Source organism: Paenibacillus sp. FW101-FHT12H11, assembly GCF_058790355.1.
In genome coordinates this window covers 178,239-203,158 of the sequence record NZ_JBYTCO010000010.1, presented here as the reverse complement: position 1 = coordinate 203,158, position 24,920 = coordinate 178,239, and the positions used below count along the sequence as shown (strand labels likewise).

Annotated in this window: 24 protein-coding genes and 1 other annotated feature; of the genes, 23 read left to right on the top strand and 1 reads right to left on the bottom strand. The window is 46.8% G+C overall.

Features of this window, described 5'->3' with window-relative positions; genetic code table 11:
• The first annotated feature begins 91 nt into the window (after nt 1-91).
• The 20 genes from mraY to ileS all read left to right on the top strand — a co-directional run bounded on the left by mraY (nt 92) and on the right by ileS (nt 21,280).
• Entirely contained in the window at nt 92-1,027 is a 936-nt protein-coding gene (mraY, locus tag AC3WTJ_RS29080; RefSeq protein ID WP_127452395.1) for a phospho-N-acetylmuramoyl-pentapeptide-transferase, read from the top strand.
• A 3-nt stretch (nt 1,028-1,030) separates the two neighbouring features.
• The gene (gene murD / locus AC3WTJ_RS29075) at nt 1,031-2,425 is read left to right on the top strand and encodes a UDP-N-acetylmuramoyl-L-alanine--D-glutamate ligase (protein ID WP_492524702.1); all 1,395 of its coding nucleotides are present in this window, start codon (nt 1,031-1,033) and stop codon (nt 2,423-2,425) included.
• Nucleotides 2,426-2,526: 101 nt separating this feature from the next.
• The gene (gene spoVE, locus AC3WTJ_RS29070) at nt 2,527-3,624 is read left to right on the top strand and encodes a stage V sporulation protein E (RefSeq protein WP_157321576.1); all 1,098 of its coding nucleotides are present in this window, start codon (nt 2,527-2,529) and stop codon (nt 3,622-3,624) included.
• 7 nt (nt 3,625-3,631) lie between these two features.
• Nucleotides 3,632-4,702, top strand: a complete 1,071-nt coding sequence (gene murG / locus AC3WTJ_RS29065; protein ID WP_492524701.1) for an undecaprenyldiphospho-muramoylpentapeptide beta-N-acetylglucosaminyltransferase — start codon at nt 3,632-3,634, stop codon at nt 4,700-4,702.
• 200 nt (nt 4,703-4,902) lie between these two features.
• Nucleotides 4,903-5,808: a UDP-N-acetylmuramate dehydrogenase gene (gene murB / locus AC3WTJ_RS29060; RefSeq protein WP_407867900.1), complete on the top strand. Its 906-nt coding sequence runs from the start codon at nt 4,903-4,905 to the stop codon at nt 5,806-5,808.
• Nucleotides 5,809-5,823: 15 nt separating this feature from the next.
• Nucleotides 5,824-7,104 (top strand): UDP-N-acetylglucosamine 1-carboxyvinyltransferase, encoded by a 1,281-nt coding sequence (gene murA, locus AC3WTJ_RS29055; RefSeq protein WP_492524700.1) that lies wholly within the window; start codon nt 5,824-5,826, stop codon nt 7,102-7,104.
• A 115-nt stretch (nt 7,105-7,219) separates the two neighbouring features.
• Entirely contained in the window at nt 7,220-8,110 is an 891-nt protein-coding gene (locus AC3WTJ_RS29050) for a cell division protein FtsQ/DivIB (RefSeq protein ID WP_492524699.1), read from the top strand.
• Nucleotides 8,111-8,412: 302 nt separating this feature from the next.
• On the top strand, nt 8,413-9,660 hold the full coding sequence (ftsA, locus tag AC3WTJ_RS29045; protein WP_127451985.1) for a cell division protein FtsA: 1,248 nt from the start codon (nt 8,413-8,415) through the stop codon (nt 9,658-9,660).
• A 30-nt stretch (nt 9,661-9,690) separates the two neighbouring features.
• Complete coding sequence (gene ftsZ, locus AC3WTJ_RS29040) at nt 9,691-10,827, top strand: cell division protein FtsZ (protein ID WP_157321566.1); 1,137 nt, start codon at nt 9,691-9,693, stop codon at nt 10,825-10,827.
• A gap of 234 nt (nt 10,828-11,061) precedes the next feature.
• Nucleotides 11,062-11,985, top strand: coding sequence for a sigma-E processing peptidase SpoIIGA (gene spoIIGA / locus AC3WTJ_RS29035; protein WP_407867896.1), 924 nt, complete (start codon nt 11,062-11,064; stop codon nt 11,983-11,985).
• Nucleotides 11,986-12,124: 139 nt separating this feature from the next.
• Nucleotides 12,125-12,847 (top strand): RNA polymerase sporulation sigma factor SigE, encoded by a 723-nt coding sequence (gene sigE, locus AC3WTJ_RS29030; RefSeq protein ID WP_090816111.1) that lies wholly within the window; start codon nt 12,125-12,127, stop codon nt 12,845-12,847.
• Between the two features lie 215 nt (nt 12,848-13,062).
• Complete coding sequence (sigG, locus tag AC3WTJ_RS29025) at nt 13,063-13,845, top strand: RNA polymerase sporulation sigma factor SigG (protein WP_127451991.1); 783 nt, start codon at nt 13,063-13,065, stop codon at nt 13,843-13,845.
• Between the two features lie 136 nt (nt 13,846-13,981).
• Nucleotides 13,982-14,281: a YlmC/YmxH family sporulation protein gene (locus AC3WTJ_RS29020; protein ID WP_127451993.1), complete on the top strand. Its 300-nt coding sequence runs from the start codon at nt 13,982-13,984 to the stop codon at nt 14,279-14,281.
• 107 nt (nt 14,282-14,388) lie between these two features.
• Nucleotides 14,389-15,240 carry a peptidoglycan editing factor PgeF gene (pgeF, locus tag AC3WTJ_RS29015; RefSeq protein WP_492524698.1) on the top strand — a complete coding sequence of 284 codons (852 nt, stop codon included), beginning with the start codon at nt 14,389-14,391 and terminating at the stop codon, nt 15,238-15,240.
• 45 nt (nt 15,241-15,285) lie between these two features.
• Nucleotides 15,286-15,972, top strand: a complete 687-nt coding sequence (locus AC3WTJ_RS29010) for a YggS family pyridoxal phosphate-dependent enzyme (protein WP_492524697.1) — start codon at nt 15,286-15,288, stop codon at nt 15,970-15,972.
• A gap of 41 nt (nt 15,973-16,013) precedes the next feature.
• The gene (locus tag AC3WTJ_RS29005) at nt 16,014-16,436 is read left to right on the top strand and encodes a cell division protein SepF (protein WP_127451999.1); all 423 of its coding nucleotides are present in this window, start codon (nt 16,014-16,016) and stop codon (nt 16,434-16,436) included.
• A 32-nt stretch (nt 16,437-16,468) separates the two neighbouring features.
• Nucleotides 16,469-16,741: a YggT family protein gene (locus tag AC3WTJ_RS29000; protein WP_309491760.1), complete on the top strand. Its 273-nt coding sequence runs from the start codon at nt 16,469-16,471 to the stop codon at nt 16,739-16,741.
• Between the two features lie 2 nt (nt 16,742-16,743).
• Nucleotides 16,744-17,526: a YlmH family RNA-binding protein gene (locus AC3WTJ_RS28995; RefSeq protein WP_127452001.1), complete on the top strand. Its 783-nt coding sequence runs from the start codon at nt 16,744-16,746 to the stop codon at nt 17,524-17,526.
• Between the two features lie 116 nt (nt 17,527-17,642).
• Nucleotides 17,643-18,122, top strand: coding sequence for a DivIVA domain-containing protein (locus AC3WTJ_RS28990; RefSeq protein WP_127452003.1), 480 nt, complete (start codon nt 17,643-17,645; stop codon nt 18,120-18,122).
• 73 nt (nt 18,123-18,195) lie between these two features.
• Nucleotides 18,196-18,442, top strand: a binding site (T-box leader).
• A gap of 69 nt (nt 18,443-18,511) precedes the next feature.
• A complete protein-coding gene (gene ileS, locus AC3WTJ_RS28985; RefSeq protein ID WP_492524804.1) occupies nt 18,512-21,280 on the top strand; it encodes an isoleucine--tRNA ligase in 2,769 nt (922 codons plus the stop codon).
• A 55-nt stretch (nt 21,281-21,335) separates the two neighbouring features.
• Here the strand turns inward: ileS and AC3WTJ_RS28980 are convergent, their stop codons facing one another.
• Nucleotides 21,336-22,076 (bottom strand): TraR/DksA C4-type zinc finger protein, encoded by a 741-nt coding sequence (locus tag AC3WTJ_RS28980; protein ID WP_127452004.1) that lies wholly within the window; start codon nt 22,074-22,076, stop codon nt 21,336-21,338.
• Nucleotides 22,077-22,255: 179 nt separating this feature from the next.
• Here AC3WTJ_RS28980 and lspA point away from each other — a divergent pair, with 179 nt between their 5' ends.
• From lspA to AC3WTJ_RS28965, 3 genes are read left to right on the top strand one after another with little or no spacing between them, the layout of a single operon-like run.
• Nucleotides 22,256-22,774, top strand: coding sequence for a signal peptidase II (lspA, locus tag AC3WTJ_RS28975; protein WP_127452400.1), 519 nt, complete (start codon nt 22,256-22,258; stop codon nt 22,772-22,774).
• Nucleotides 22,749-23,699, top strand: coding sequence for an RluA family pseudouridine synthase (locus AC3WTJ_RS28970; protein WP_157321559.1), 951 nt, complete (start codon nt 22,749-22,751; stop codon nt 23,697-23,699). Before lspA ends, AC3WTJ_RS28970 begins: the two co-directional genes overlap by 26 nt.
• Nucleotides 23,700-23,730: 31 nt before the next feature.
• Nucleotides 23,731-24,885, top strand: coding sequence for an aminotransferase A (locus AC3WTJ_RS28965; RefSeq protein ID WP_492524696.1), 1,155 nt, complete (start codon nt 23,731-23,733; stop codon nt 24,883-24,885).
• Nucleotides 24,886-24,920: the final 35 nt, after the last annotated feature.

Sequence of the window (24,920 nt, the reverse complement as noted above, 5' to 3'; positions counted from 1 at the left end):
ACAGAATGAACTTATGATGAAACAGTAGATCGTTTTCGGTTAACGGAAACGAGCAGGGGGAACCAACGTGGAAAACGCAATTTTATTAACGATGGGCGTCGCATTTGTGCTTGCGCTTATTATGGGGCCGCTTTGTATTCCGATTTTGCGGCGTATGAAGTTTGGCCAACAAATCCGTGAGGATGGCCCACAGGGACATTTGAAGAAACAAGGAACACCAACGATGGGCGGCATCATCATTCTGATTGCCCTGGCTTTGGCAAGCCTTCGTTTTGCTGATAAAAATACCGATCTTCTCATCTTGCTGATTGCTTCACTAGGCTACGGCCTGGTAGGTTTTCTGGATGATTACATCAAAATTATTTTCAAGCGCTCTCTTGGCCTTACAGCGAAACAAAAGCTGTTCGGGCAGCTGCTGATCTCGGCTATTGTTTGTTACCTGCTGGTAAGGGAAGGACATAGCACGGACTTATATATTCCTTTTGTGGAGTTCCACTTCAATCCGGGTTGGTTGTACTTCCCACTGATGGCGATTCTCATGTTAGGCGCGTCGAACGCGGTGAATTTCACCGATGGCTTGGATGGTTTGCTGGCAGGGACAAGTGCAATTGCATTTGGCGCTTATACGGTGATTGCGATGAACAACACACAGCCGGAAGCAGCGATTTTCTCAGCGGCAATGGTCGGTGCTGTGCTTGGTTTTCTTGTCTTCAATGCGCATCCGGCCAAAGTGTTTATGGGAGATACAGGCTCGCTTGGCATCGGCGGCGGCTTAGTGGCTGTTGCGATTTTGACCAAAGCGGAGCTGCTGCTGGCGGTTGTCGGCGGCGTGTTCCTGATCGAGATTTTATCTGTCGTTATTCAAGTTGTTTCCTTCAAGACCAGGGGCAAGCGTGTTTTCAAAATGAGTCCGATCCATCATCACTTTGAACTGGTCGGATGGTCGGAATGGCGTGTCGTTATCACATTCTGGGTCGTAGGTCTTGTACTTGCTGCACTCGGATTATATATGAATGAGGTGTTGTAGAACATGATGCATCCGCGGGAATATCGTGGACTTGAAGTGGTTGTATTGGGCTTGGCTCGCAGCGGTGTCGCTGCGGCTAAGCTTTTTCATCAACAAGGTGCCCTGATCACCGTCAATGACAAAAAAGAACGGAGCGCATGCCCTGAAGCCGACGAATTGGAGGCTCTGGGTATTTCTGTTGTATGCGGGTTTCACCCGGAGTCCTTGGTGCATGAGGGTGTTGCGCTCGTTGTGAAAAACCCGGGGATTCCATACTCGGTAGAGCCGATTCGTAAAGCATTGGAGCTTGGTATTGAAGTCGTTACGGAAGTTGAGGTCGCCTATCAGTTCTGTGAAGCGCCGATTATCGGGATTACAGGTTCAAACGGGAAGACAACAACGACGACATTGATTGGATTAATGCTGGATTCAGCAGGCTTATCGCCTGTCGTGGCGGGGAATATCGGGCGTGCCCTTACGGAAGCAGCGCCTGAAGTAACGGCCGACAATTGGATGGTTGTAGAGTTAAGCTCCTTTCAACTTAAAGGGACAACTTCGTTCCGTCCGAAAATTGCGCTGTTCTTGAATGTGTACGAAACTCATCTGGACTACCATGGTTCGATGGATGATTATATTGCCTCAAAAGCGAAGCTGTTTGCCAATCAAACAGAAGAAGATACGGCTATATTAAATTGGGACCAACCGGTATGCCAATCGCTTATTCCTACGCTAAAAGCGAAGCTTTTCCCATTCTCCAGAAAAGAAGCATTGTCTTACGGTGTTTATTATGACCAGTCATCGGATAACCTTGTTTATGCAAATGGACAGGGGGACATTGTGCCGATTATGCCGGCACGGGACATGGGAATGCCTGGCAGCTTTAACATTGAGAATGCTTTGGCGGCAGCGGCAGCGGCTCTCACAGCAGGTGTGGAGCCGCACACGATCGCAGATGTGCTTAGAAGCTTCAAAGGCGTAGAACACCGTCTGGAGTTTGTGAGAGAACTGAAGGGTATCACCTTCTACAATAACTCGAAAGCAACAAACGCTGTGGCAACGATAAGCTCGATTGAAGCCTTCGACCAGAAGCTAGTATTAATTGCAGGAGGCTTGGATCGAGGCTCTGATTACATGGAGCTGCTGCCTACATTCCGTGAGCGAGTGAAAGGGATCGTCACACTCGGACAAACAAAAGAGAAAATTAATCATATCGCAGAGCTGGCAGGGATTAGCAGCATTCAAACCGTCGATACTGCTAAGGATGCAGCGGATGCAATTTTGCAAGCCGTTCAGCTTGCTTGGCAGATGTGTGAAGCGGGGGACATCGTCCTGCTTTCGCCGGCTTGTGCAAGTTGGGATATGTTCCCCTCCTTTGAGGACAGGGGACGCATGTTTAAGGAGTCCGTGCATAACCTTTAAATAGGGCTTATCCACATGTGTTTGCTGGCAGGCGACGGTTGTCTCCTGCTCGGCTATCCATCCTTTGGATGTGGCCCAGAACACATAAAGAGGTGTCTGTTATGGGTAAATCACGGTCTGCTCCTGATATTTGGATTATTATTCCAACCTTGCTGCTTTTGACAATTGGCATTATTATGGTTTACAGTGCGAGCAGTGTACTTGCTTTTCGGGAATTCGGAGATTCCCTGTATTATCTCAAACGGCAGTTAATTTTCGCTGTTTTAGGGATCATTGCGATGTTTTTTACGATGAATGTAGATTATCTCGTTTGGAAAAAGATAGCGCGCATTACACTGATCGTATGTTTCTGCATGCTTATTATTGTGCTCATTCCCGGCATCGGGGTGGTGCGCGGCGGGGCCAGAAGCTGGCTTGGGATCGGCGCCTTCGGTATACAGCCGTCGGAGTTCATGAAGATGGGGATGATTCTGTACTTATCCAAATTGTTATCGGAGCAGCAATCCAAAATTACCCAATTCACCAAAGGGTTGTTGCCACCGCTAGGGATTATGGGGCTAGCCTTCGGGTTGATTATGCTGCAGCCTGACCTTGGAACCGGCGCTGTTCTGGTCGGAGCTTCGCTGCTGATTATTTTTATCTCAGGCGCACGATTGCTTCATCTTTCATATCTGGGTATGATAGGGGTTGCCGGTTTTATTGGACTCATCATTGCTGCTCCGTACCGCTTGAAGCGGATTACTGCTTTTTTAGATCCCTGGCAGGACCCGCTTGGTGCAGGCTATCAATCTATTCAATCTCTCTATGCAATTGGTCCAGGCGGCTTAGTAGGGTTAGGACTTGGTATGAGCCGTCAGAAATACAGTTATTTGCCTGAGCCGCAAACCGATTTTATTTTCTCCATCATTGCAGAAGAACTTGGTTTTATTGGCGGCACTTTAGTGCTTCTATTATTTACCATCTTAGTATGGCGCGGTATGCGGGCGGCTATTACAGCTCCGGATACATTTGCAAGTTTAATTGCTGTTGGCATTATCGGCATGATTGCTGTTCAAGTAATTATTAATATCGGTGTCGTCATTGGGATGTTTCCAGTTACCGGTATTACATTGCCATTCATAAGTGCAGGTGGTTCGTCGTTGACGCTTATGCTGACATCCGTCGGCATCCTGCTCAATATATCCCGTTATTCGAGGTGACAAGGGAATGAAAACAATTGTCTTTACCGGAGGAGGCTCCGCAGGACATGTTACGCCCAACATTGCTCTTATGCATAAACTGAAAGAGTTAGGTTGGGAAATTAAATACATAGGCTCGGCTACAGGCATCGAGAAAGACATCATCGAGCGCGAAGGTGTTCCTTTTTACCCGATATCTTCTGGGAAATTGCGTCGATATTTTGATCTGAAAAATTTCAAAGACCCTTTTAGAGTGATGAAAGGTGTTTATGAATCTTATAGATTGCTCCGTCGTCTGAAGCCCGCCATCGTCTTTTCGAAGGGCGGGTTCGTTTCCGTACCGGTCGTTTTGGGCAGTCGCATGAACAAAGTGCCGGTTATTATTCATGAATCCGATATTACGCCAGGATTGGCTAACAAAATATCGATTCCTATGGCAACGAAAGTATGTGTAACATTTCCGGAGTCCATGCAGCATGTCAACAAAGAGAAAGCGGTTCTAACCGGTTTGCCAATTCGCGAACATATTCGGAGTGGGAAAGCCTCCAGAGGCTGCCAGCTTTGCGATTTTCATAAGCAGAAACCCGTTATTTTGATCATGGGGGGGAGCCTGGGCTCGCAGGTCATCAACCAAGCCGTCAGATCCAATCTGCCCCGCTTGCTTGAGCAATTTCAAATTGTTCATTTGTGCGGGAAGGGCAATATTGCGGCAGAGTTTGCCGGGACGCGCGGTTATAAACAGTTTGAATATTTGAATGAGGAGCTCCCGGATGTCTTAGCTATGACAGATCTTGTGATTTCCCGGGCTGGCGCTACATCTATCTATGAGTTTTTGGTATTGGAAAAACCAATGCTGCTTATTCCCTTGTCTTTGCAAGCGAGCCGTGGCGATCAGATTCTGAACGCCAAGTCGTTTCAGAAAGCCGGCTACGCGGAGGTTATGCAGGAAGATGAGCTTACAGCTGAATCGCTGCAAACCCGCCTGGAGGCTCTCTATGCAAACAGAGAAACTTATAAAGCAGCTATGCAATCCCGCAATGACAGCGATGCTGTTGCTGCGATCGTTAAATTGATTGAATCCTACAGCTTATCGAGTTAGTTTTTCGAAAGCGAATGGGCGATTGTCACACTCTATCCGATTTTACATAAACTATACTATAACCGTGACAGACACCTAAGGCTTAATATGGCGCCAAAGTTTGAAGCCCGGCCATCTTCAACTTGGTCCGTATTTTTGAAATTATGGAGCTTAAGCTGATTCAATAATTTCGCCCTATGTTCTGTGAAGGAGGTTTTCCCATGCAGCAGTTAATATCCGACTTAAAGGCAGCAAATATTGGCGAGATTCGAACGAATGAGCGACTGGCCCCTTATACGACTTGGAAAATCGGTGGTCCGGCCGATTGCCTTATCCTCCCGAACACGAAGGAGCAGGTTGCTGCAGTCATCCGTTTCCTGCATCAACGTGGAGTACCATGGACGATTATCGGCCGTGGCTCTAACCTGCTTGTCAGTGACAAAGGAATTAGAGGGGTAGTTATCAAACTTGGCTCTGCGCTGGAAACTTTGCGCTTTGAAGGTGCGACGGTTTATGCAGGCGGTTCCTATTCGTTCATTAAATTGTCTGTGCTGGCAGCCAAGGAAGGTTTAACCGGACTGGAGTTTGCTTCGGGCATTCCCGGTTCTGTGGGAGGCGCCGTCTACATGAATGCAGGGGCTCATGGGTCCGATGTGTCACGCATACTCAAGCAGGCTGAAGTCATCCTGGACACAGGGGAATTGGTCACGATGCAGGCAGAGGATTTGCAGTATGCCTATCGGCATTCGATTCTGCACACTCTACCCGGCATAGTAACAGAAGCTGTCTTTGAATTACAGGTTGGAGAACGCAAAGAAATCGCGGGAGCCATGGCGGCTTACCGGGATCGCCGTCTTCGCACACAACCGCTTCAATTAGCTTGTGCTGGAAGTGTTTTCCGCAACCCCGCAGGGGGATTCGCCGCAAAGCTCATCGAAGAGGCTGGCCTGAAAGGCAAACGTGTCGGTGGAGCGCAAATCTCCACGCTGCACGCCAATTTCATTGTGAACACCGGAGATGCTAAAGCCGAGGACGTTCTCACTCTCATCGCAGAAGTACAGCAAATCGTACAGAAACAGTACGGCATATCGCTAGTACCGGAAGTTTTGGTGATGGGTGAGAGGTAAATCGGAGGTGGAACTTTGGAGAAGCTCGTTATCGAAGGTGGAAAACCTCTCACGGGAGCCATCCAGATACACGGCGCTAAAAACGCCGCATTACCAATCTTAGCAGCATGCATCCTGGCTAGCGGCACTCATACTCTGCATAATGTTCCTAATTTGCTCGATATCGACACCATGCTGCGCATTCTTCGTGCGTTGGGCTGCCGTGCCGAACAGCAAGGGGATACGGTATCCCTTACAACATCCACAGCTAATTCCTCGCATATTCCAGAAGAATTGATGGGGCAGATGCGTTCATCCATCTTTCTAATGGGACCGCTGCTCGCTAGATTTGGCAGTGTCACCGTGTATCAACCCGGAGGCTGCGCAATCGGCGAACGTAAAATTGATTTGCACCTGAAAGGGCTGCAAGCTTTAGGAGCCAACATCGAAGAATTCGCAAACAAAATTGTTTGCACAGCCGAATCGCTTCATGGCAGTGAAATCGTTCTGGATTTCCCCAGCGTCGGAGCGACGGAAAATATCATGATGGCTGCTGTGAAAGCAGAAGGCATCACAACGATTTATAATGCGGCCCGCGAACCGGAGATTCAGGATTTGCAAAACTTCCTGAACGCCATGGGCGCCGACATTATCGGAGCAGGAACAGATACCATCACCATTCGTGGTGTGGAAACTCTGTCACCTTGCACCTACCGCATCATCCCTGACCGTATTGTGGCTGGAACCTTTATGGTGGCCGCTGCTGCAACAAAAGGGAGCATTACTTTAGAGAAGGTTAACCCTGCTCACTTAACTTCTGTGATCCATGTCCTCAAGCGTGCAGGTGTTCAAATCATCTCTGACGGTGATATAATACATGTAAGCTGTCCGACAAGACCGAAGGCCGTCGAACGTATCGTGACTTCGCCGCATCCATCTTTTCCTACTGATTTGCAATCACAGGTTATGGTGCTGCTATCCTTAGCAGACGGGATGAGCGTAATGAAAGAAACGATTTTCGAAGGTAGATTCAAGCACGTAGATGAATTGTCCCGTATGGGTGCAGATATCCGTGTAGATATGAGTTCAGCCTTTATTCGTGGCGTTCCCAGGTTGTATGGGGCGACAGTGGAGGCGACGGATTTACGTGCTGGCGCAGCACTTGTTATCGCCGGTCTGGCTGCGCATGGTACGACGATCGTTGAGCAAATTCATCATATTGATAGAGGCTATGATAGAATTGAACATATGCTTTCAAGATTGGGTGCATCCGTGCATCGACAATCACCTGTTTCAAGCGAGCAAGCGAACAACTGAATGAATTCCGCGCATCCCTTCCTGGATTCAGGCGGGGATTCACGGTTTCATTTGATTGGTACATACAAGATTGTAAATTTTAACCTTCATTCGAAACGATTAGGTGGTGCCCAGCTTGTCTGACGACCGCAATATGCCCGCTCTGCCGCCCGTTCCAAAGCCACGAGCCCGTACGAATAGAAAACTGCTCATCTTTTTATTTATTTTTTTTATCATCATTTTAGTCATTTTGTTTTTTCAATCTTCACTAAGCCGTGTAAGTGCCATTGAAGTTGAAGGAAATGAGCTCATGACCTCCGAAACGATCGGACAAGCCAGCCAGATTGCCGTCGGGGACCGGTTCTTTGCCTTCAGTTCACAAACGATAACACAACGTATTGCATCTCTACCCATGATTAAGACAGCTACGGTGAAGAAGCATTTTCCAGGCAAGGTTCTCATTACTGTGCAGGAGTATCCGAAGGTTGCTTTCCAGATAGCTCCTGATGGCAAGAAGCAAGCCGTGCTTGCCGATGGCGCTGTCGTTGAATTGCCTGCTGGCAGCAGCATTCCACTGGATATGCCCATTTTGACAGGGTGGACGGATGGTGATCCGAATAAAGCAGCACTATGCAAAGTGCTTGGTGAAATTCCGGAGAGTGCGCTCTCGGACATTTCCGAAATCAAACCGGACCCGTCGGAGCCGTACCCGGACAAAATCAAGCTGTACACGAGATCCCAATTCGAAGTGTATACCACGATAGCTTACTTGCCTGAGAAAATTGACAATCTGCCTGCTTATATAGCAAGCTTACAAGAGGATCATATTACTAGCGGTATTATCAAAATGCTAGAAGTAGAATATCATGCTCCTTTTGAACCTAATGAAGATACAAAGAATGATTCGAATAATACGTCGGGCCAAAAAGGTGGAAGCAACGCAGCAGCAAGCCCATCACCCGATCCTAACAAGGATGGGAACAAGTCGACGCCAAAGGCGACTCCAAAAGCGACACCGAAACCGTAATCCCAGAGACAGCGCGCCCTTCCTGATAAAAAAACGGTTTAATGGACTACTCAACCATGAAAATTAATGTTAAAATTAGTTTTATGGTTAAATAGAAATCTATTGACCCTATGAAGTGTACAAGCAATTACTAGACTTGTTTTATCCCTATTCTATTGAAAATTAACTGTTTAAAAAAACGACTTTGCTTCCGTTAAAAAAAATGTTGAAAAAAGAGGGAATATGGCGGTTGTGTGGAATACGTATTTAAGTAATTGTAATGTAAACACAATATTATCCAAGTTATAGGAGGTGCCAGGGGCTTGAGCAACAATGATATCATTGTTAGTTTAGACATCGGTACATCCAAGGTTCGTGCTATTATTGGGGAAGTTGTTAATGGAACCATTAATATAATAGGTGTGGGATCTGCCGAGTCAGAGGGTATTCGTAAAGGCGCAATCGTTGATATTGACCAAACGGTCAACTCCATCCGGAGCGCTGTTGATCATGCTGAACGAATGGTCGGCGTACAAATTTCCGAGGTTTACGTAGGAATTTCAGGGAATCATATTGCTCTTCAATCGAGTCACGGTGTTGTCGCTGTTTCCAATGAAGACCGAGAAATCGGGGAAGAGGATATTGATCGTGTCATTCAAGCGGCAAGAGTCATCGCATTACCTCCCGAGCGTGAAATTATTGGAGTCGTACCTAAGCAATACTTAGTTGATGGCCAAGAAGGCATTAACGATCCTCGCGGCATGATCGGCGTTCGCTTAGAAGTGGAAGCGACGATTATCACAGGCGCGAAGACGGGGATACATAATCTGATCCGAGTTGTGGAAAAATCCGAACTTAAGGTCGCAGGCCTCATCTTGATGTCGCTTGCATCCGGACAGTTAGCTCTTTCCAAGGATGAGAAATCAGTTGGAACTGTACTGGTTGATGTTGGTGCAGGTGCAGCGACGATCGCTGTGTTTGAACAAGGGAATCTGACAGCCACATCAACGATTCAAATCGGCGGTGAGTATATCAGCAATGATATCTCGATAGGCCTTCGTACTCAGCTCGAAATCGCAGAGAAAATAAAGCTGAAATACGGTTGCGCATCGGTAGACGACTCGGCCCCCGATCAAATGTTTAAGGTTACACGAATGGGAAGCAATGTGGAAAAAGAGTTTTCGCAAGTTGATCTCGCGAATATTATTGAACCCCGCGTTGAAGAAATTTTCCAAATGATCCGTGCAGAAGTACACCGTCTGGGATATGGCGATCTAGCTGGTGGGTATGTACTCACAGGCGGAACCGTTTGTATGCCAGGTGTACTCGCAATTGCACAAGCTCAACTCGCTACATCTGTTCGAATTGCCGTTCCTGATTTCATCGGAGTGCGTGATCCTTCTTACACGAGTGGTGTTGGCATCATTCAATTCGTTTCCAAGTACATGAAAAACCGGAATACCGCTTTCACCAAAAAAGTGGCATCCAAACCTGTAACAAAAAAATCCTCCGAGAGCTCTAAACCTGGTATTTTGGAACGTGTAAAAAGTTTTTTCAGTGAATTTATATAGTGAACGCAACGTTAGGGGGATATGACTCACATGTTTGAATTTGATATGGATATGGAACAGTTGGCTCAAATAAAGGTCATCGGTGTTGGTGGCGGTGGTAGTAATGCGGTAAATCGAATGATCGAGAACGGCGTTAAGGGCGTTGAGTTTATTACCGTTAACACGGATGCTCAAGCTTTACACCTTGCTAAATCGGTGCATAAATTGCAAATCGGGGACAAGCTGACGCGTGGTCTTGGCGCAGGCGCAAACCCGGATGTTGGGAAGAAAGCGGCAGAAGAGTCAAGGGAGATGATTCTGAACACGCTTCGCGGCGCAGACATGGTATTCGTTACTGCAGGAATGGGTGGCGGTACTGGAACTGGAGCGGCTCCCGTTATTGCTGAAATCGCAAAAGAAGTGGGCGCATTAACCGTTGGTGTTGTTACTCGCCCGTTTACATTTGAAGGTCGCAAACGTTCTTTACAAGCAGAGCAAGGGATTGCTGCATTGAAAGAAAAAGTGGATACGCTTATCATTATTCCTAATGATCGTCTCTTGGAAATCGTAGATAAGAAGACGCCTATGCTTGAAGCTTTCCGCGAAGCGGATAACGTACTTCGCCAAGGAGTTCAAGGGATCTCCGATTTGATCGCGGTTCCTGGTCTGATTAACTTGGATTTTGCCGATGTGAAGACAATCATGACAGAACGTGGTTCCGCCCTGATGGGAATCGGAGTGGCAACAGGTGAAAACCGCGCGGCTGAAGCAGCGAAAAAGGCGATTTCCTCGCCACTTTTGGAAACGTCGATCGAAGGTGCTCGTGGGGTGCTAATGAACATCACAGGCGGCGTGAACCTTAGCTTGTACGAAGTCAATGAAGCGGCGGATATCGTGGCATCAGCTTCCGATATTGAAGTGAACATGATTTTCGGAGCCGTTATTGATGATAAACTGAAAGACGAAATTCTGGTAACAGTCATTGCTACCGGTTTTGAGCATAGAGCATCACCGCTGGCTCAACCAGTTAAGCGTCCGGTCAGCGGACATCAAGAGCAACCACAATCCTCGCCATCCGTTTCTTCCGACCGATTGAACAACCTCAAACCTTTTGGCTCACAGCCGTCAAACGATCAATTGGATATTCCGACGTTCCTGCGCAATCGCGGGCGGAATAACGACAAATAATTACACAGAATGTGTAAAGAGACCGAAGTCCTACGTCATGTAGCGGCTTCGGTTTTTTGTTATTTTGAAGGCTTTTCTAGCTAGCTAAAGGCCGCGTCAACTGACAAAAAAAGTAGTAGCTTACTAGCAAGTTTAGACAGACTTTGAACTAGGATTGCCCTATACTGATTTAGAACCTTAAAGTTTCGTCAGGAAAATGGTTGAAAAAGCATCTATCATGGAGGTGAGGACATTGTGATCGTCTACGCGGATCTCATTTTCCTACTGAACTTTCTGATGGATGCGGCCATGCTGATCGTAACGGCCAAAACGCGGAAAATATCGTTCAAGTGGTGGAGAATCGTAGGTTCGTCGTTCTTAGGAGCCTCCTATGTCGTCATTATGTTCTTGCCGGTACCCGTTTTTCTTTTTACATTTTCTGTGAAATGTATGTTTTGTATAGGGATGATTATGACTGCTTTTGGGTTCGGGTCTTTACAAAATTTATTGAGAAACCTCGGAACGTTCCTCTTAGTAAATTTTGCTGTCGCTGGCGGAATGTTTGGTATCCATTACGTCCTTGCATCGTCCTCTGAGGTGATGAAAGGTATTGTATTCACCCAATCCGGTGTGGCCATGTTCCAATTCCAAATTGGCAGCGTGCTCTTTGTTCTTTTGTTACTTATTCCATTGCTCTGGTGGTTCAGGACCGTGCTGCAAAGCACGAAGCAGCGTGAGGTGCTGACAGCCTACGTTGCGGAAGTTACGATTCATGTAGGAGATTACACGGCCTCCTGCAAAGGATTGATTGATACGGGAAATCAATTGTATGATCCACTAACGCGCACCCCTGTGATGGTCATGGAAGTGTCGGAATGGGGCGATGTATTGCCTGTAGAGTGGCTGCAGCGGATTCGGTCAGCTGATGTTGACCAAATCATAAGCGGTTTGGGTGTAGAAGAGTTCGTTTGGCAGGACCGCTTGCGTCTAGTGCCTTATCGAGGCGTTAATCGGAACACCCAATTCATGCTGGCCATTAAACCGGATAAGGTGGTGATTACCCATAATAGTACGCAAATTGAAGCATCTAAGGTGCTTATCGGACTCGACGGTGGAAAGCTTTGCAGTGACGGATCCTATCAAGCGATTATTCATCCGGCATTAATATCTGCTGGTTAGCGCTTTCATTGCCCTGGCGAAGTCTGTTCTGATACGCAAAACTCAGCGTATGCTTACGAAGCAAGTTTTGCTAACGCAAAACTCAGTTTATGCTTACGAAGTAAGTTTTCCTACGGAAAACTCTTAGGAGGAAACTAACATGCTCTTGAAGTGGAAAATGCTTTTTCAACTAGCGTACTATCGAATTTTGATGCTCCTTGGCCTTAAGGGAGAAGAAATCTATTACATAGGTGGAAGCGAAGCTCTACCGCCACCGCTAACGAGAGAAGAAGAAGAATACTTATTGGAAAAATTACCGTCCGGGGATGCCGCTATTCGAGCCATGCTGATTGAACGCAACCTGCGATTGGTTGTTTATATAGCCAGGAAATTTGAGAATACAGGCATCAATATCGAAGATCTGGTTTCCATTGGCGCTATTGGCTTAATAAAAGCCGTTAATACGTTTGATCCGGAGAAAAAAATTAAACTTGCTACATACGCCTCCAGATGTATTGAGAACGAAATTCTGATGTACCTGCGGCGTAATAGTAAAATCCGTACGGAAGTATCTTTTGACGAACCGCTGAATATCGATTGGGATGGCAATGAGCTGCTATTGTCTGATGTACTCGGAACAGAGAACGATACCATTTACCGCAACATTGAAGAACAAGTAGACCGTAAGCTGCTGCACAAAGCGTTGGATAAATTAAGCGAGCGTGAGCGAATTATCATGGAGCTGCGTTTTGGATTACAGGACGGCGAGGAAAAAACGCAAAAAGACGTTGCAGATCTACTCGGCATTTCGCAATCCTACATCTCCAGGCTGGAAAAGCGAATCATTAAAAGGCTTCGTAAGGAGTTTAATAAGATGGTGTAAGGTGAAAAGAGAGCTTGGGATGAGGCTGCGATCCCACCTCTCTTTTTTTTGTGAAAAATATTTTTGACCTGGCGATATCGAAATTGTTCAGGCGTCACAGGGGGGAGCGAGTCGGAGGCCTTTTGTCAAGTGGCTGGACGAGGGGGTAAGCAGGAATAAATCACTCACTCAGGGGGATAATTAACATTAATGTTTCTCCTTGGGAGGTAATCACGGTGACCCGAAATAAAGTTGAGATATGTGGTGTTGATACCGCCAAACTGCCTGTTCTGACCAATGCTGAAATGCGCGAGCTGTTCGCTGATTTGCAGACCAAGCAGGAGCGAACGGCAAGAGAGAAATTGGTGAATGGGAACCTCAGATTGGTTCTAAGTGTGATCCAGAGGTTCAACAATCGCGGAGAGTATGTGGACGATCTCTTCCAAGTTGGCTGTATCGGTCTGATGAAAGCCATTGATAACTTTGATTTAAGCCAAAATGTCAAATTCTCAACCTATGCTGTACCGATGATTATAGGTGAGATACGCCGCTACTTACGTGACAACAACCCGATTCGCGTTTCTCGTTCCTTAAGAGATATTGCTTACAAAGCGCTGCAAGTCAGAGACAGCCTGACGAACGCGAACTCACGCGAACCTACGATTTATGAGATCTCCGAAGCGTTGAACGTGCCCAAAGAGGATGTCGTGTTTGCACTCGACGCTATTCAAGACCCGGTATCGTTATTCGAACCGATTTATCATGATGGCGGTGATCCGATTTATGTCATGGATCAAATCAGTGATGAAAGAAATAAGGACATGTCCTGGATTGAGGGAATCGCACTTCGTGAAGCGATGCGCAAGCTGAATGCGAGAGAGAAAATGATTCTCTCCATGCGCTTTTTTGAAGGAAAAACACAGATGGAGGTCGCCGATGAGATTGGCATTTCCCAAGCACAGGTTTCGCGGCTTGAGAAATCAGCCATCTGCCAGATGCAGAAACACGTGAAATCGTAATTTCTATACATAAAGACCGGAGCAGCTGTGACAAGCTGTGACGGTCTTTTTTTGATATTCAGGACATTTTGCCCACACCGCACATATACTAGTACAAAATCAGTTAAAATCCTATGGATTCGTGGTGAATAGCCTCATGAAAATATCTGATTTCCAGACGAAAGATGTCATCAATATCGTGGACGGCAAAAAACTCGGTCAAATCAGCGATCTGGAGCTTGATCTGCTGCAGGGACGGATCGAAGCGATTGTCGTGCCGAACCAAAGCCGATTCTTCGGATTGTTTGGTACCGGAACAGACGTCATCATACCATGGAAACATATTGTGAAAATCGGCGCAGACGTTGTGCTCGTGAAGCTTGAAGATGCTCGTCCATATCGTCAAACCGATGAAAATGAAGGTGTCTATGAGTTCAACAGACAGTTCCGCAACTAACGTATGACACACGAATGTAGGCTGAATTCGCACAATCAGCCAAGAGACAATCGTGTGTCTTTTTGTTTTGTGCTAAAGTAGAGGTAGTATGAAAGCAAGGGAGTGGAATGATCGTGGAACCATTTGTGAAACAAGTTAGAGAGGGGCAGCCTGCACTCTTTGCGATAGAAAACTGGATGGACCAATTTGAAGAACTGACGGCAGGCTTTACGTCACGACATGGCGGAGTGAGCGAAGCGCCTTATTCAACGCTGAACTGTGGTCTGCATGTGCTGGATAATCCAGAGCATGTGATCAGAAACCGCGAACGGCTTGCCGAGGCAGTCGGTCAGCCATTCGACGCTTTTACCTATGCGGAGCAGGTGCATGGCAATGAGGTGACGGTTGTGTCGCTTCAGCAGAAAGGGATAGGAAGAACGTCGAGGGAGTCAGCCATTCAAGCGAAGGACGGCTTTATTACGAAGGAGAAGGGAATTGTGCTTTGTGCGCAATTTGCAGACTGTGTACCGCTGTTTTTCTACGATCCTGTACAGCACGTTGTGGGACTCTCTCATGCCGGGTGGAAAGGGACCGTGCTAAACATTTCCATGGCTACAATATCCTTAATGACACATACTTTTGGTAGTCAGCCTAAGGACATCAGGGCAGCCATCGGACCTTCCATTGGTGTTTGCTGTTATGAGGTGGATGAAACCGTTGCAACACGTGTGTATGCTGTGCTGGAAGAGATGAATGCAACGCCGGATGAAAGTCTTACGGTGATTACCGGCAAGGACAATGGCAAGTACATGCTGAATTTGCAAGAACTGAACCGAAAATTGTTGGTACAAGCAGGAATTTTGTCGTCCCATATCGAAGTTACTCAGTTATGTACGAGTTGCCGCTCAGATGACTTCTTTTCTCATCGCAAAGAGGGCGGATCAACAGGTAGAATGGTTGCTTGGATTGGTCTTCGGTAAGGAGAAACAAGCAGGCAACGTTTGAAAATTGAGGTGTTTACATATATGACTTTACTAGCGCGTAAAGAAGAAGTTGAAGCTCGTGTTGCCGCAGCTTGCCAGCGGTCAGGACGAAATGAGCATGAGATCAAGATTATTGCTGTGACCAAATATGTGTCCTTGGAGACGACCCGAAGCGTACTGGATACAGGATTGCTGCATATCGGTGAAAATCGTTGGCAGGATGTGAAGCCTAAGTGGGAAGCACTTCATGACCGGGGTACGTGGCATTTCATAGGCCATTTGCAGACGAACAAGGTGAAGGATGTCATTGGCAAATTCGCTTACATTCATTCGCTCGACCGGATGTCGCTCGCCAAAGAGCTGGACAAGCAGGCTGCGGCGCTGGGTATGAAAGTGAATTGTTTGCTGCAAGTGAACATATCCGGAGAAGAATCCAAGTATGGCATGGACCCCGAGCATTTCTTCGAATTTGCTGAAGAAGTCAGCAAACTGCAGCATATACATATCTCCGGTTTAATGACGATGGCGCCTTATGAGATGGAAGCCGATGCGACTAGACCTGTATTTCGCCGTTTGAGAGAACTGAGAGATCGGTTGAATGAGCGCAACATCTTCCCGTATGACATCAAAGAACTATCGATGGGAATGTCCGGGGATTTTGAAGTGGCGATTGAAGAGGGAGCTACTTGGGTGCGATTGGGTACTGTTCTGGTTGGAAAAGAAGCATAAAGGTTATAAAGGATTGAAGAAGCGGATAGGAGGGAATTATAATGGGAGTTTATAACCGTTTTATGAATTTTCTTGGATTACAAGAAGAGGAAGAAGTTGTGGAGCGTGAGCGAATCGTGGAAACAACGGAAGAACCTGAAACCAATCCCTATGAATTGCGTAATAAAAATAAGGCGAATGTCGTCAGCATTCACTCTCAGAAGAACGCGCGTGTCGTGCTGAGCGAGCCTAGAACGTACGAAGAAACGCAAGACATCGCGGATCATCTTCGTTCTCGAAGAGCGGTGGTCGTCAATCTACAGCGAGTTCGCGGTGATTTAGCCATACGCATCGTAGATTTTTTGAGCGGAACAGTATATGCTTTGAATGGGTCTATATCCAAACTGGGACCGAATATCTTCCTTTGCACACCTGATACAGTTGATATTCATGGCCACATCTCAGAGATGATGGGTGAGGAATAGGCGCATATCCTAACACAGAGGTGGATGCGTACGTGGATTACGTTCACTATTATCTTAGTATTTTGATGGAAATTTATTATTTCATGATTATCGGTTACTTAATTCTTTCCTGGTTTCCGAATGCACGCGACAGTTTTGTCGGTGGTCTGCTGGGGAAATTAGTTGAACCGTACTTAAGTCCTTTCCGAAAAATAATTCCAAGCATCGGGTTCATCGACTTGTCGCCGATCGTTGCCCTTATCGCTTTGCGATTTGTGGTCATGGGGATTATTGCCGTTCTAGATTTCATTGTAGGGATGTTTTAAAATTGTCTAAAGAACTCTATAGCCATTTTCATTCAGACGAACATTACTTTGTAGATAAAGCCTGGGATTGGGTGGAGCGGGCGGCACAGAACCACGCCGTGAAGCTGACTGATTTTCTGGATCCCAGACAAGCTTTCATTTTAACCTCACTCGTGAATCGGCATCCGGATGTGCACTGCCGGTTCGACGGAGGCTATCCGGATGCGGAACGCAGAAGGGCGCTAGTCGCCCCTGATTACCGGTCTTTGGATGAAGAAGATATGGAGATGGCAGTTCTCTCCGTTTCATCCGGGGACGGTAAATTTCTAACATTAGAACATGGGGATTACATGGGCGCCATTCTTGGACTCGGCATGAAGCGAGACAAGGTTGGCGATATTCATGTTATAGAGGGTGGCTGCCATTGCCTGGTTACCCGGGATGCAGCCGATTATTTGCACTTGAACCTGTCACAAGTTCACAGAGTGCATGTTCAGACAGAGCTGCTGCCACTGAATAAGCTGGAGCTAGCTGCTGTGAACCTGGACGAGCTGACGTTATCCGTTGCCTCCATGCGGATGGACGGGATTGTAAGCGATGTATTCAGGCTTAGCCGCGCTAAAGTGCTGATCCCTATTCAAGCGGGGCGCTGCCGCGTGAATTGGAAACCTGAAGAAGATCCGAGCAAGCCGCTGAAAGAGGGCGACATGGTTTCTATGCAAGGCTTCGGCAGATTCAAGGTGCTTGAAGTTGAAGGCGTAACGAAAAAAGGTAGGATTCGTGTGAAGATCGGCAAGTTTGCGTGAGTGTGGATAATTTATCCACGAACCATGCAGGAATTGCTAATTTTCTGTCGAACTGATTCAGTATAGATGTGCGTATTGCCGTGCAAAGCTGTGCAAAACGCAAAGGAGGGGCACTGATGCCATTAACACCGTTAGATATACATAATAAGGAATTTTCCCGTTCTTTTCGCGGATACGATGAAGATCAAGTCAATGAATTCCTCGATCAAGTCATTAAAGATTACGAGGCATTGATTCGTGAGAATAAAGACTTAGCTAATCAAACGGTGGCCTTGCAGGAGCGTCTGGATCATTTCACGAACATCGAAGACTCGTTAAGCAAAACCATCATTGTTGCCCAGGAAGCAGCGGATGAAGTTAGAAATAACGCCAAGAAAGAAGCGCAGCTGATCTTGAAAGAAGCTGAGAAGAACGCAGACCGGATTATTAACGAATCCTTGACACGTTCACGTAAGGTAGCTCTGGAGATTGAAGAGCTGAAGAAACAAGCGTCGATTTACCGTACGCGTTTCCGTACGCTGCTGGAAGCTCAGCTGGAGCTTTTAAACAATGAAGGCTGGCAGAGCATGCAGTTCGATCAAAAGGAAGAAGCCTAGGATGGCGGCTGCCAGGCAGCTGTCATATTGACTATGTCTAGTGAATTCGGTATACTCCTGTTATTAGTATCTCAGTAAAGCTATGACTGGAACGAGTAGGTCGCCTAAGCAGTGTCAGCGAATTAGGGTATCGGTGTGAGCCTAATCTCTGTTGCGTACCGAATATCCCCCAGGAGCGTCTCTTGAATCAAGTAGAGAGAACCGGGTCATGCCGTTATACATGATCGAGTGAATGAGTGAGGAATTGTACGCGTTTAGCGCGTATGTTCGGTGGCTCATTAACGAGGGTGGTACCGCGAGTAGAGTTTCTCGTCCCTTTTAGGGGATGAGAGGCTTTTTTTGTTTTTTTGGATGATAAAATGTATGAAGGTAAGAATGGAGTGGTTGAGTTGGATTATGGCAAAACATTAAACTTATTACAAACCGATTTTCCGATGAGAGGGAATTTACCTCAAGCGGAACCTAAAATTCAAGAACATTGGGATGCTGAAGACATCTATGCCAAAGTACAGGAGAGTCGCAAAGGCAGAGAAAAATTTATTTTGCATGATGGACCTCCATACGCGAATGGGGACATTCATATTGGACATGCCCTAAACAAAGTATTGAAAGATGTGATTGTTCGTTTTAAAACGCTGCAAGGATATGACGCTCCTTACGTGCCAGGCTGGGATACACATGGCTTGCCGATCGAGCAGGTGATTACGAACAGCGGGAAAGTCGACCGCAAGAAAATGACGGTCCCTGAATTCCGTGAATATTGCAAAGAATACGCGCTGCAATCCGTTGAGAAACAGAAGAGCCAATTCAAACGTCTAGGTATTCGAGGCGACTGGAAGAATCCGTATATCACTTTACTGCCGGAATATGAAGCGGGACAAATCCGTGTATTCGGCAAAATGGTGCAAAAGGGTTACGTCTATAAAGGTTTGAAGCCTGTTTACTGGTCTCCGTCTTCTGAAAGCGCGCTAGCTGAAGCGGAAATCGAATACAAAGAAAAAACGTCCTCCTCCATCTATGTAGCATTCCCGGTTAAAGACGGAAAAGGCAAGCTTCCTCAAGACGCAGCAATCGTCATCTGGACGACTACAGCTTGGACGCTGCCAGCCAACTTGGGAATCTCTCTGCACCCGGAATTTGATTATGCTGTGGTGCAAGCCGGCGGGAAGAAGTATGTGCTTGCGAAAGGCTTGCTGGAAGCAGCGGCCAAAGAAATCGGTTGGAGCGATTATGAAGTCTTGTCGACTGTGAAAGGCCAAGAGTTGGAGTATGTCACTTGCCAGCATCCTTTCTATGATCGTGAATCGCTTGTTATGGTTGGCGAGCATGTTACGCTTGAAGCCGGTACAGGTTGTGTACATACGGCTCCAGGTCACGGGGAAGATGACTTTGCAATCGGCCAACGCTATAACCTCGGGGTCCTTTGTCCAGTGGACGACCAGGGTCATTTTACAGCGGAGGCTCCTGGATTTGAAGGCATGTTCTATGAAAAAGGCGGCAAGCTGATCATTGAGAAGCTGCAGGAATCAGGCTTATTGTTAAAAGCAGGGGAAATTCAGCATCAATACGCGCATGACTGGCGTACGAAGAAACCGGTTATTTATCGTGCTACGGAGCAATGGTTCGCTTCGATCGATAAATTCAGACAAGAGATGTTGGATGAAATCAAGAAAGTGAAATGGACGCCAGAGTGGGGAGAATTGCGCCTGCACAACATGATCGCCGATCGTGGAGACTGGTGTATTTCGAGACAACGTTCATGGGGCGTACCAATCCCTATCTTCTATTGCCGCAGCTGTAATGAACCGCTCGTCAATGAACAAACGATTGAGCATGTGGCCCAGCTATTCGAGCAAGAAGGATCGAACGCTTGGTTTATTAAAGAAGAGAAGGACCTACTTCCTGCGGGAACTAGCTGCTCGAAATGTGGTCATGGCGAATTCCGCAAAGAAACAGACATCATGGATGTTTGGTTTGATTCCGGTTCCAGCCATGTGGCCGTGCTTGAGGCCCGTCCTGAGCTTCAGTGGCCGGCAGATTTGTACCTGGAAGGTTCTGACCAATACCGCGGTTGGTTTAACTCCTCCTTGATTACAGGTGTTGCGACGAAAGAGCAATCTCCTTACAAGGGCATTCTAAGTCACGGTTTCACACTGGACGGAGAAGGGCGTAAGATGTCCAAGTCCATTGGGAACACGATTGATCCTAATGTGGTTTGTGGCAAGTTAGGAGCTGACATTCTGCGTCTATGGGTATCCTCTGTAGATTACCAATCAGACCACCGGATTTCGGACAACATTTTGAATCAAACGACGGAAGTTTATCGCAAAATCCGCAACACGATGCGTTTCTTGCTCGGGAACCTGAGTCACTTCAATCCAGAGACAGATCGCGTTGCTGTTGAAAGTTTGTCAGAGCTTGACCGTTATGCATTGATTCGTCTGAACCGGATGATTGATAAGGTTGTAAAAGCTTACGATGCTTATGAATTCAATATGGTGTATCAAACGATTCATCATTTCTGTGCGGTTGAGATGAGCTCGTTCTACTTGGATATTATCAAGGATCGCTTATATGCCAACGCACCGCAAGATCCAGCACGGAAAGCTTCGCAGACAGTGTTATATGATTCATTAGTCGCGGTGACTAAGCTAATTTCGCCAATTTTGGCTCATACAGCTGATGAAGTGTGGAAGTACATCCCTGGCGTAACATTAAGCAGTGTTCAGTTGGCTGAGCTGCCGGAAGTGGATTCGAGCTTGTACAATGTGGAATTGGAAAATAAATGGAACAGCTTCCTCGACATTCGCGACGAAGTGCTGAAAGCGCTGGAAGAAGCGCGTAAAGAGAAAGTCATCGGTAACTCCTTAGGGGCTGCTGTGCATCTGTATCCGAACGAAGCGACTTTTGCTCTGCTTAGCCAGCTTGAACAGCTAGATCAATTGTTCATCGTGTCCGCTGTAACTGTACATCAGCCAGGTACAAGTGCACCTGAAGGTGCTCATCAGACGAAGGATTTAGCTATTGCTATTGAAGTAGCGAACGGTGAGAAGTGCGAGCGCTGCTGGATAGTGACTCCAGAGGTTGGGCAAAGTAAAGAACATCCAACGCTATGTGTCAGATGTAATGACGTGGTTACTGCTCATTACCACGAGTAAGAAAGGAGCAAACGAGCTTGCGCTATTATAGCGAAGCTCGTTTGTCCTGTTTATGTTAGAGCGGCTCGTCATCAAGGGAACGGTTTTCCGGCTCAAGAAAAGGGTCGCCTTCCTCGCTGTGCATATAATCCCGGTAAGCTTTGCTGCGCACTATGGTGACATGTTCACCATATAAATCTGTGGCTACGAAGCTTTCGAAAGATTCAACATAGCCGACATTTTCATCAGCTTCAATGTACATTTCGTTGTAATTTTCAACGTTTGGGTCTTCTGCGAATGCAGGCGTATTGGACGTACCCCAGCTTTCAACGATTTGCCAAGCGTCTTCACCATCAAATTCGGTTTCGTCATTACGCTCGTCAAAGCTTGTTCGGCCAAATGGCGGATAAAGCACTTGCTCTTCAACCGGTCTTCTGATGGACTGTTCAGGATCAGGCACATGTTCTTTGCAGTAGAGCGTGGTTGGAATGGCTTGCAATCGCTCAAAAGAAATCGGGCTATGGCAGAAGATACATTGGCCATAATCGCCTTTTTCCATATGTGCTAAAGCTTCATCAACTTGCCTCAAATGAAACTCAGCATGCTCATTGAGCGAGATATCTTTTTCACGTTCGAAGATTTCTGAGGCCACGTCAGCAGGATGATTATCGTACATGGAGAGCTCACCTGTGCTGTCTTTGAATGAGTTTGACAGGCCAAAATGATCGTTCGTGGCAAAATGTTTTTCAAGACCCAGCTTTTCCTCCAATAATTGCAGGTATAATTGATTTGATTGCTCCTCGGTTAGATGGCTCATAGGTCGTACAGCTCCCTTCTTACAGCTGATCCTTACCGTTATAATGCCGAGCAGCCGCGTTTTTTAGTGAGGTAATTCCTTGAAATTAAGGTATCTTTCTTGCTTACGGATAGATGTGAATGTTTATGAAGTGGGTTTTTGCAGAGGCAAAGCTCTTAGGAGGAAAAGAAATGAAGTATATGAAGTATTATTTCTATGCGTTAATCGTATTTATTTTGGATCAAGTGTCCAAATGGTTCATCGTAAAGAGGATACCACTCGGCGAAGAAAGATCTGTCATTGGTGAGTTTTTCATGATCACTTCCCATAGAAACCGGGGAGCCGCATTCGGCATTTTACAAAACCAACGATGGTTTTTCATTATCATTACGACTTTTGTGTTGATCGGTATCATTTGGTATATGCGCCGGACCATTCGTGATGGTAAAACGTTATTGACATGCGCGCTTAGCCTACTCCTCGGAGGAGCTATCGGAAACTTTGTAGACCGCGCATTATTCGGAGAAGTCGTGGATTTCCTGCAGGTGACTTTTGATTTCAGCTTGTTCGGTAAGGACATTTATTATATTTATCCGATTTTCAATATCGCTGATTCCGCCATCGTGATCGGGGTTATCCTCATTTTCTTAGATTCAATTCTTGCGTGGAGAAAAGAGAAAAAAGGAGCGGCTCATGAACACAAATCAGACCTCGTCTGAAATGGCATCTCAAGATGTTATCGAATGGACAGTTGATAAAGAGTATGCGGGTGAACGGATCGATAAATTCATCACCGAAGCGTTGGAAGAAGATGTGTCCAGAACCTTGGTGCAGCAATGGGTCAAAGACGGGCATGTTAAGGTAAATGAGAAAACGATCAAACCGAACTATAAGCTCTCGGAACAGGATGCGATTTCACTGCAAATCCCTGATCCGCAAGGTGTCGAGCTGCTGGCTGAAGACATTCCGCTTCATGTGGTTTACGAAGATGCGGATGTCATCGTCATCAACAAACAGCGCGGGCTCGTCGTACATCCTGCCCCAGGGCATTATTCAGGCACGTTAGTGAATGCCTTGATGCATCATTGCAAGGATCTTTCCGGAATCAACGGAGAGCTGCGTCCCGGCATTGTACACCGCATCGATAAGGACACATCCGGCTTGATTATGTCTGCTAAGAATGACAAGGCGCATGCCAGTCTGGCAGAACAACTGAAGGCACATACTGTTAATCGCAAATATATCGCGTTGGTCCACGGACACCTTCAGCATGATCAAGGCACGATTGATGCGCCGATCGGGCGCGATTCCCATGATCGCAAGATGTACACGGTGACGGAGAAAAACAGCAAGCATGCAGTGACGCATTTCGTCGTGCTGGAACGTTTCGGCGATTTCACTTTAGTGGAACTCAAGCTCGAAACAGGGCGAACGCACCAAATTCGCGTGCACATGAAGTTTATTGGACATCCCTTAGTCGGAGATCCGATGTACGGCAAGAGCAAAGGGATGTTGATGGATGGTCAAGCGCTCCATGCCGCAGTGCTGGGGTTTGAGCATCCTCGGACAGGGGAATGGCTGCAGTTCGAAGCGCCGATTCCATCGGACATGGAACAGCTGCTGCAAACAATACGAACATCCTAGGGTTCATCTGATGGGGAGAGGAGCGAATCATATGGAGCATTTAATTAATCCACAAGTAAAAGACATTCAGATTTCGGGTATTCGTAAAATCTCCAATCTGGTCAGCACGATTCCGGGTGCACTGACACTAACGATCGGACAACCGGATTTCCCGACGCCGCGGCATATTATTGAAGCGGGACAGAGGGCGCTGGACGAAAATAAAACCGTCTATACGCAAAATCCGGGCTTACTTGAGCTTAGACAAGCGGTATCTCACTTTGTGAAAGTGAAATATGGCCAAACCTACCGTGCAGCAGACGAAATCATCGTGACTGCCGGCGCAAGCCAAGCGGTAGATATCACGTTGCGGACCATTCTTACACCGGGCGCGGAAGTCATCCTGCCGGCTCCGATTTATCCGGGGTACGAGCCTTTGATACGACTTGCCGGCGGGGTTCCAGTTTATGTAGACACCAGAAAAAACGGCTTGAAATTAACTGCCGAACTGTTAGCGCCATACTTAACTGACAAAACGCGCTGCGTGATCTTATGTTATCCGTCCAATCCAACAGGCCAAGTGCTATCGAAGCAAGAATTGAACGACCTGGCACAGCTGTTGGAAGACCGTGAATTATTCATTTTATCCGATGAAATATACAGCGAGCTTGTCTATGGGGATACCCATCAATCCATTGCAACGATCGGCAACCTGCGAGACAAAACGATCGTCATCAATGGGTTGTCCAAATCTCACGCCATGACAGGATGGCGGATTGGCTTCACCATGGCGCCGGCTAATATAACTGAGCATATGGTCAAGGTGCATCAATACAATGTCACCTGCGCCAGCTCCGTAAGCCAGTACGCGGCTTTAGAAGCATTGACAGCAGGGATCGACGATGCTCTGCCGATGCGAGAAGAATATGAAGCTCGCCGAGATTACGTCTTTAATCGTTTGCTGGCCATGGGCTTTGAACTGGAGAAGCCGGATGGGGCGTTCTATCTGTTCCCGTCCATCGCCAAATTCGGATTATCCTCTCAAGAGTTCACGATGAGACTGCTTCAAGAAGAGCATGTCGCGGTAGTACCTGGGGATGCTTTTACCACCTACGGCGAAGGTTTCATCCGTATTTCCTATGCGTATTCGCAGGAAGTACTGGAAGAGTCGCTGAATCGTGTGGAACGTTTTATCAGCAAATTGTAAGACGCAAAAAACCTCCAAAGCCGAAGGGCTTGGAG